This window comes from Pseudanabaena sp. SR411, assembly GCF_002251945.1.
Classification (GTDB): Bacteria; Cyanobacteriota; Cyanobacteriia; order Pseudanabaenales; family Pseudanabaenaceae; genus Pseudanabaena.
In genome coordinates this window covers 1-7,458 of record NZ_NDHW01000234.1, presented here as the reverse complement: position 1 = coordinate 7,458, position 7,458 = coordinate 1, and the positions used below count along the sequence as shown (strand labels likewise).

Genomic DNA, 7,458 nt, shown 5'->3' with positions numbered 1-7,458 from the left:
CTTTCGCGGTATTCACAAGAAGTATTTGTATCTGTATGTAGCCATGTTCGAGTGGGCATACAATCTACGTTGGATTGATTTTGACTTCCTGCGTCGGCTTCTTTTCCCTCCTTCCACCTATTTACCTAGATGAGCGTCAACATTAAATTCATATCCTGAACTAATGCTCATACCAATCGAGCCATTAACCTCATAGCCGAATCTGCTCAGATATACATTCAGTCCTGCAAATTGTCCGATTTGGATTTGAGTTAACCGATAGCTATTTCTCAACTTTTGGAATTGTTCAGAAATATGATCGTCTATCAGCAAGGCTTTATCCAACATCACGCCGCGATCGCTGATGAATTGCTTCAGGTTGGCTTTGGCGACGGTGGTTAGGTCTGATTGAATATGCTGAATGTTGGCAGGATGGTTGGTATTTACCATGTCAGCTAGATACTGAATCTTGGATTTATCCCTAAATTGCGTATCGTTATAGGCTTGCAATTGCATTCCTAGTCCTTGCAATTCGGCTTCGAGGGTTGCCCGTTCCATAATAAGAGGATCGCCAGATGCGATCGCTTTCATTTGAGCAGCGTTGAGGACTGTCTCATCAATGTCTTCGATAGTACGATGGGTGCGATCGCCTGACATCACCTGCGAAACCATCCTCTGCTTATTCTCAATCGCTTTTAAACAACTATTTTTATGCCCATATAGCTGAAAGGTGTTGGTATTAAGCTATAACTAAAATTATCAATGCTGTTATCTTGGCAGGCAATCGCAATGGGTTGGAATGTTGGGCAGAAGCTATATCGAGATAAGAAATTAATCGAGCTATTAGGCGATCGGGCTGGTCAGTTTGGGCAAGCCCTGTTTGGTGATGCCTATGTTCTGGAAAAGGATCTCTATGGTGGGGCATGGAGTGAAACATGGTTAGCCAATCGCCAGAAAACTAAGTATGTGATCAAGTCCCTCAAACATGAGATGTTTAATCATCCTGAAAATCAAGATATTCTCAATCAGCATATTCGCTATTTCAATGAGGAGGCGAAGGCTTTAGCAAAATGTGAACATGAGCATATTGTCAAAATTATCGAAAAGTTGCTTTTACCGCAAGAAAATAATCGTCCTTGTATTGTGATGGAATATATCGAGGGGGTTAGGCTATCGGAATGGGTGAAAAAGCATGGACAGTTACCGCCGTTAGAGGCACTGAAATATATAGAACAGATCGGTCAGGCTCTCACGGAGATGCACCGTCAAAACTATCTGCACCATGATGTAAAGCCGCAAAACATCATGATTCGTGATTTAAAAACAACTTCAGGACGTTGCAAAGCGGTATTAATCGATCTCGGTGTGGCGCGTCAATTTATTCCCGAAGTAGTGTGTACCTATTCTTTTACCCCTGGCACGACTGGTTATTGTGCGCCTGAGTTAGAAATGGCAAGACTAGAAACTGCCAAACAACTTTTGCTAAATCCGCAAATCGAATATCGCATCCATATTGAGCAGTCGGAAAGCATTGATGTCTATAGCCTTGCGGCAACGCTCTATCACATGATTACGGGCAAGCATCCGCGAGATATTCCTTTTAATTCTGTTCCTGTAATTCCCGACTACATCGATAAGTCAATTTGTGAGGCAATTTGGGCGGGTATGGCAAGGGAACCAAAGGATCGCCCTAAGTCGATTGGTGAATGGTTGGTAATGTTACCTTTGACGTTTCGGGATGTGTGGCGAATTGAGGGGAAAGTGTTAGAGTTCGATCCCAACGATCCCGATCAGGGTACTTATAATCTCAATGAGCGCAAGGTCAATATAGCTAAGGTAAAAACACCGCAATTACTCAGTGCGAAGGGGATTGATTATCGCGAGTTGGAGGAATTGCTAAAAAATAAGCAATGGTACGAAGCAGATCAATTGACTGATCGCTTGATGCTCAAAGCTTCAGGAAGGGAAAAAGAAGGATGGTGTGGTATTGATATTTATAGTATTAAAAAGTTTCCCTGTGAAGATTTGCAGACTATTGATCGCCTATGGGTGCATTACAGTAATGGACTCTATGGCTTCAGCGTCCAGAAGCAAATTTATGTCGAGTGTGGTGGTAAGCTAGATTTCAGTTATCCTAATTTTAAGACTTGGAATAAATTTTGTGATCGCATTGCATGGAAAAAAGATGGTCGTTGTGTGGATATCGACAACATATATTTTGAAAATAATTTCATGTGTATGAAGGGACACCTTCCTTATATGGATTATGATCTGCCTTTGGACACCTTTGGTATCCTTGGTTTTGGTGGGTTTGTACTTCTTTTTTCGCATCGAGACTTGTGAACTGAAACAGATAGAGATTACAGTTCAATATTAAGCTTTTGTTACAAACCCATTTCCACGACATAATCAGCATTCCATCTCTTTTAGTGCATTCCCACAACAAGCCATAAATTTTGTAATCATCTCAAATCGAGAATGCTCTGCTCTAAACCTCTAACTGTCACCTGTGATTACCCAAATGTTGGCGGGGTCAGGATGAAACTTGACGGTGCTTTTTCCTGCATGGCTAAGCAGTTGTTCGGTAAATTCCTTGATTACGGTTTCGGGCAACCAACTTGTTCCTAGCTTGACGCGGATGGTGTTGCGTAACAGCAGATTTAGCTCGTCCGGGGACATGGAGTTGATATTGAGTCCCAATTTCACGGCGCAGCGCACTTTGATATCCACATCTTCGGCTTCGGGTAAGCAGGGGACTGGCTGGTTATTTCTGATGACTTGGTGGTAAATCTCTACGTTTAGCCAGTCGGGAACTCCCATTTGCTGCCATGCGATTACTCTGTTTAAACGTGCGACCACATTGCCACTGATAAATTCTTCGCGAGTAATCCAATCTTCTTTGGAAGCTGCTTGTAAGTCTTCTAGTGGTGTGGTTCCGTTGTAGAACACTGCCCCTTCTAGTTCGGTAACAACGGTGCTGATACTTTTGTCGAGCAGATTCCCAATCCAGTCAAGGTCAATGAAACTCCGCGCATCTAGACATTGAGCAAGGGCATCTTTGGCATTACTGGCGCGATATCTTGGCGTGGCTCTGACTGTGCGTTGATCGAATATCGGCGCTTTGATCGGGCTTTTTCCTTTGCCTTGTTCAATTTCTAATGCTCTTAATCGATAGTAATTTGGGTCTTCTTTGAAGATTTCAAGGTTGACTTTGGCGGTAAAGTTGCCAAACCTGATTACGAACGCATCATATTTTTGATTGAGGACTTGACGCAGTTTCGCTAGTTCCCGATCATCGTCATACTGTTGCATCTTCAACACTAAATCCAAAATCTTGACCACAGACATAGCCGCACGAATGCGATGGGACTGGTTTTCGATTAGTTCCAGTTGGCTGTCGGTGCGGCGGTAGATCTGACTTCCATATTCACAAAATGCGTTGGGTAGGACATGTTGTAGTTGCGGTGGGATCTGGATTACCTGTGTTTGTACTGGTGCTGGTTGGTAAAATTTGCCGATCGCTTTACCGATCTTGCTAATCTCCTTGCGTAGATCAAAATTGGCTGGGGCAGTTACGCCTAAATGCTCTCCGCCATATAGTTTGGCGACGCTAAGTTCGCCGAGAATATTGCGAAATTTTATTTTTTTGGGACTCATCACTTTTCCTCAATAAAAAAAGCGTCTCAACCCAATCAAGGGAAGAGACGCTTTGTGTGGTAATTTTTCTGTCGAATCGCCGCTAGGCTACTTCTGGTTCAAGGAACCATTGATTAATCATGATTGGCTCTTGGTTAACGGTATGTTTACCTGATGGGGCTGTCCTCACCCAACTAGGATATTTGTAATCTTTGTCAGTTGTTAACTTTCGTTCCGCTTCCGTTAATTTACGGAAAAGGAGAATATCGGCCACAACCGCCGTATTGGAGAATCGTTTAAAGGCGATATCGGGCAACCGTATGGCAGTGACTAATTCTAACTTTTCGGCTAGATGTCTCCTAAAACCTGTGCCTAACGAGTCAAGGGTAAAACAACTGGAAATCAGACACAGTAAACCATTCTCGCGTACTAAATCGGTACATTTAGCGAAAAAATAGTTATGCACGCTCAGATTTAGATGGGCATATCGGGAATCAAACAGCTTGTAATTGCCAAAGGGGACATTGCCGATCGCTAGGTCAAAGCTGCTATCTGATAGGCTGACTTTCTCAAAACCTTGAGCATAAATCTGAGCTTCTGGATAAAGCAATCTTGCGATTTGGGCAAAGGTGGGATCTAGCTCTACGCCTACCCATTGCGATCTGATTCTCATATTCTGAGGCTGACAACCCATAAAGGATAAGGTGTTGCAAGCAGGTTCAAGGATCGATCCACCTGTAAATCCAATCGCAGCGAGTAAGTCCCACATGGCGCGGATGACTTCAAAACTGGTTTGGTATGCGGTCGCAGTGGCTGATTTGGCGGCTTGGATTTCGGCGGTGGTGAGCAGTTGGCAAAGTCTTTCATAGCATCGGTACTGCCATGTGTTTCCTTGGTGGTTCGCTCCCACCCAGATATCGGTGAGGGTTCCCCACCCCGATGCTTTGGCTAGTTCTATTTGCTGGTCAGGTTCGCCGATTTGGATGGATTTCGATAGGCGATCGCCTCTACTGTTGCTTCGGCTTTTATCCGTAAAGAACAATCAAAATGCTCTTCAATTTCTTGGGTAATTTCAAACATAGGATTTTGTGCTTTTGGCAAACTTTCAGTTGTTATGCGTTTGTTCTTGAGAACTGGCGCTAGCCATCGGCACAAAAAAGGCAAGACTTTAGCTGTCCTGCCTTTTTTTAGTATTGGTTCAAAAATTCTCTATTTAGCTTTACCTTGAGTTTTTAGCCACTCACTTAGGTCAGCAATCGTCTCTAAGTCAAATAATGCTTCGGCTAGATTTTCTAGCTGTTTTGCCGATAGTTTATTTACCTTGCCCCGCAAACTTGGGCTAATCTGGCCAAACTTGCGATTGAGCAGCCGCAGCAGCATCGTAGCTTGTCCTTTGACCAGTCCGCGCTGCTCGCCTAGCTTTAAACCACGTTGCTCGCCTTCTTCTTTTGCATCTTGATATACACGGGTCTGCTTTAAATCGCTGTATGTAAACATTGCCTCAATCTCCTGCCGACTTAGTTTCGGAAATTTATATACCAATACAGTCTCTATTAATTCTAATACCTGCTCTTGAATTTCGGGATCATTTTCCTGCTCAATTTTATCGCCCAATTGTCTTGCCATAGTTACGGCTTGACTTTCAGTAGACAAGATTAGCTGAATAATATTGATCGCAAAGGAGTCCGTCTCCCGATCTACCAAGTCTTCCAAGTACACTCTGAGTATCCTCTGGCAGTTGAGCATCTCCTGCACATGGCTTCTTGGCTCTGGCTCATAGCTACGCCTCGCAAAGATGGCGATCGCTTTCCAATCATGTTCGGGACGGTATTGATTCAGGTATAGATATATCTCAGATAAGTACTCCCAGTAAAAGTCTTCCTTTTGCTGAAACTGCACCTCAAGTAGATATATCAGTTTGTCTTTCGCTTTTGGGATAAATATTCCATCAAAGCGAAAGGCTTTCTCTTTCACTTCCACTGAGATAAATTCATAGCCCTCTGCTTCCGAGATCGGGCGTTCGATTAGCTCAAATAGCAAGCTGTGAAAAGCGTTAAATAATTGATAGAAAAGCGTGTCAGTCCTCATAATTACTTAGCCTAGCAAAGTTTTGACCTTGTGCAAATTGTTTTTCATTATTTTATTTTTTTAAAGAATAGAAACTAGAGAGAATAAAGCGATCGCTCTATCCTCTCTAATTTCTAGGCTGCTACGAGTTCGCAAACTATGGTCTTTTGTTGTGTAGTCAGGGATGCAACATATTCCCCAACGATGACTTTGGCAGAGTCCTTAGCAACTAATCCCAGTAAATATGGCTTTTTCCTGCTATTTCTCACGACTTCGATTTGATATCTACCATCCTGCTCACGCTGAGATACTACAATGGAAATACAGGCGTGTTCTCCATTGCCTGTCCATTTGGTTGATGCGAGTTCTCCATACTGCGCTCCGACTACTTGCAGTCGCATCAGTTGGTTTTCATGGAGGCGATCGCATACTTCGGGTAGAAACATATTGAAGACAACACTCGCAGTGCCATGATCGCCGTTGTGACTGGCTTGCCACATGGCGGCACTACAGGTTTGGGCGGTTTTCTCACTTTTCTCCCGTAGTTTCTCGCCTAAGCCTTTCGCCCATTCCACGGCGGCGCGGAGGATTTTCTTCCGTGATTCCCGATCGCTTGATAGTTTCATCGCTTCCCTAATCTTGCTGGTATATTCATCTCGGCGGGTGATCGCTCGTTTGTAGAGAATCTCACTTGGTTTGACGAATAGTTCGCGGAATTCAAGCAGGGTACGTTCGTGTAAATCTACGGGTTGCCAGATTGCATTCACGGATTGAATCAGGAATGATATCGGGTCGTTGTATTCTCCACCAGCTACCAAGGTTCTTGCGGGCATTTTGCATCTCTGTTTGGAGTCGTAGTAGCTGCCATATACACCTTGCTTTTTGCGATCAATCAGCCAATCCAGTTTCGGTAAGCTTTTGCCGACTTCATCTAGAAAGGCTTGGTCATGGCTGAGGTCGGATTTGAGCCGATCTACGGCGACTTGAACTTCTTGGGCTAAACCTGCAATGTACTGATGATGCCCTGTTGCCCATGCGGTGGCTAGGTAATAGGTGATCAGTCCAATTTGGTTTTCAGTCGATCTGAGGGCAACTTCGGCTAATGTGCCTTGTACTGCTACTTTGTCGGGTTTATAGGTGGTGGGCTTGATGTGGTGTTGACGGATTTCTTTGGCGATTTCAGGTAGTTTCTTGACTGATTTCACGCAGAAGGTATCACCATCAAAGTCCATCCCACAGTAGTCACGAGCTTCGTCTGGGTTGACATACATCGTTCCCTGTTGGTTGAGTCCTTTGATGTGTTTGTTTGTCCAAATCTGCAAGTCATTGCGATCGCGGATGGGATAACGGAATCCGACATATTCGCCTTGTGGCAGTTCAGGGATGCACATTTCCAGTTTTCCTAATTCTGGGCAAGGCTGGGCCATGAAGCTAGAAAAGTTGATACCGCCACTGGTAGCGAGGGTTAACCAACGTCTTCTCACTAGGTCTTCAATCTTTCTCACCACATAGGGATGTTCTAGCAGTTGTCCATAGATGTCATTTTTGAGGATTTCCGATAGGATTTTACCATCGGCTTCTTCTTCGCGTTCTTCTTCAGGTTCGTCTACCTTCACCCATTGTTCGGTTTGCACTAGTTGGCAGAGTTGTTTGACATCGGATTGGGCTGCTACTAATGTTTCCGCTTTGAGTTGGGTGATTGGTAAGACATCATGGGCGATCGCCTGTTGGCTGAACCATTGCCAGACGGTATAGGAGGTCTTGACGCTGCGCTTT

General features: G+C 44.2%; 5 protein-coding genes and 1 pseudogene. 1 reads left to right on the top strand and 5 read right to left on the bottom strand.

Features of this window, described 5'->3' with window-relative positions:
* Positions 1 to 117: 117 nt before the first annotated feature.
* Complete coding sequence (locus tag B9G53_RS24510) at positions 118 to 651, bottom strand: hypothetical protein (protein ID WP_094536052.1); 534 nt, start codon at positions 649 to 651, stop codon at positions 118 to 120.
* 90 nt (positions 652 to 741) lie between these two features.
* On the opposite strand from B9G53_RS24510, the gene B9G53_RS28195 reads away from it, so the two are divergent.
* The gene (locus B9G53_RS28195; RefSeq protein ID WP_217901671.1) at positions 742 to 2,322 is read left to right on the top strand and encodes a serine/threonine-protein kinase; all 1,581 of its coding nucleotides are present in this window, start codon (positions 742 to 744) and stop codon (positions 2,320 to 2,322) included.
* Positions 2,323 to 2,475: 153 nt separating this feature from the next.
* Here B9G53_RS28195 and B9G53_RS24500 read toward each other — a convergent pair whose 3' ends face one another.
* The 4 genes and pseudogenes from B9G53_RS24500 to B9G53_RS27705 all read right to left on the bottom strand — a co-directional run.
* Positions 2,476 to 3,636: a hypothetical protein gene (locus B9G53_RS24500; protein ID WP_094536051.1), complete on the bottom strand. Its 1,161-nt coding sequence runs from the start codon at positions 3,634 to 3,636 to the stop codon at positions 2,476 to 2,478.
* Positions 3,637 to 3,718: 82 nt separating this feature from the next.
* Positions 3,719 to 4,657, bottom strand: a complete 939-nt coding sequence (locus B9G53_RS24495; RefSeq protein ID WP_254923798.1) for an SAM-dependent methyltransferase — start codon at positions 4,655 to 4,657, stop codon at positions 3,719 to 3,721.
* Positions 4,658 to 4,824: 167 nt separating this feature from the next.
* Positions 4,825 to 5,703, bottom strand: a complete 879-nt coding sequence (locus B9G53_RS24490) for an Rpn family recombination-promoting nuclease/putative transposase (RefSeq protein WP_094536050.1) — start codon at positions 5,701 to 5,703, stop codon at positions 4,825 to 4,827.
* 113 nt (positions 5,704 to 5,816) lie between these two features.
* Positions 5,817 to 7,458, bottom strand: a pseudogene (locus tag B9G53_RS27705) (hypothetical protein); the annotation flags it as partial.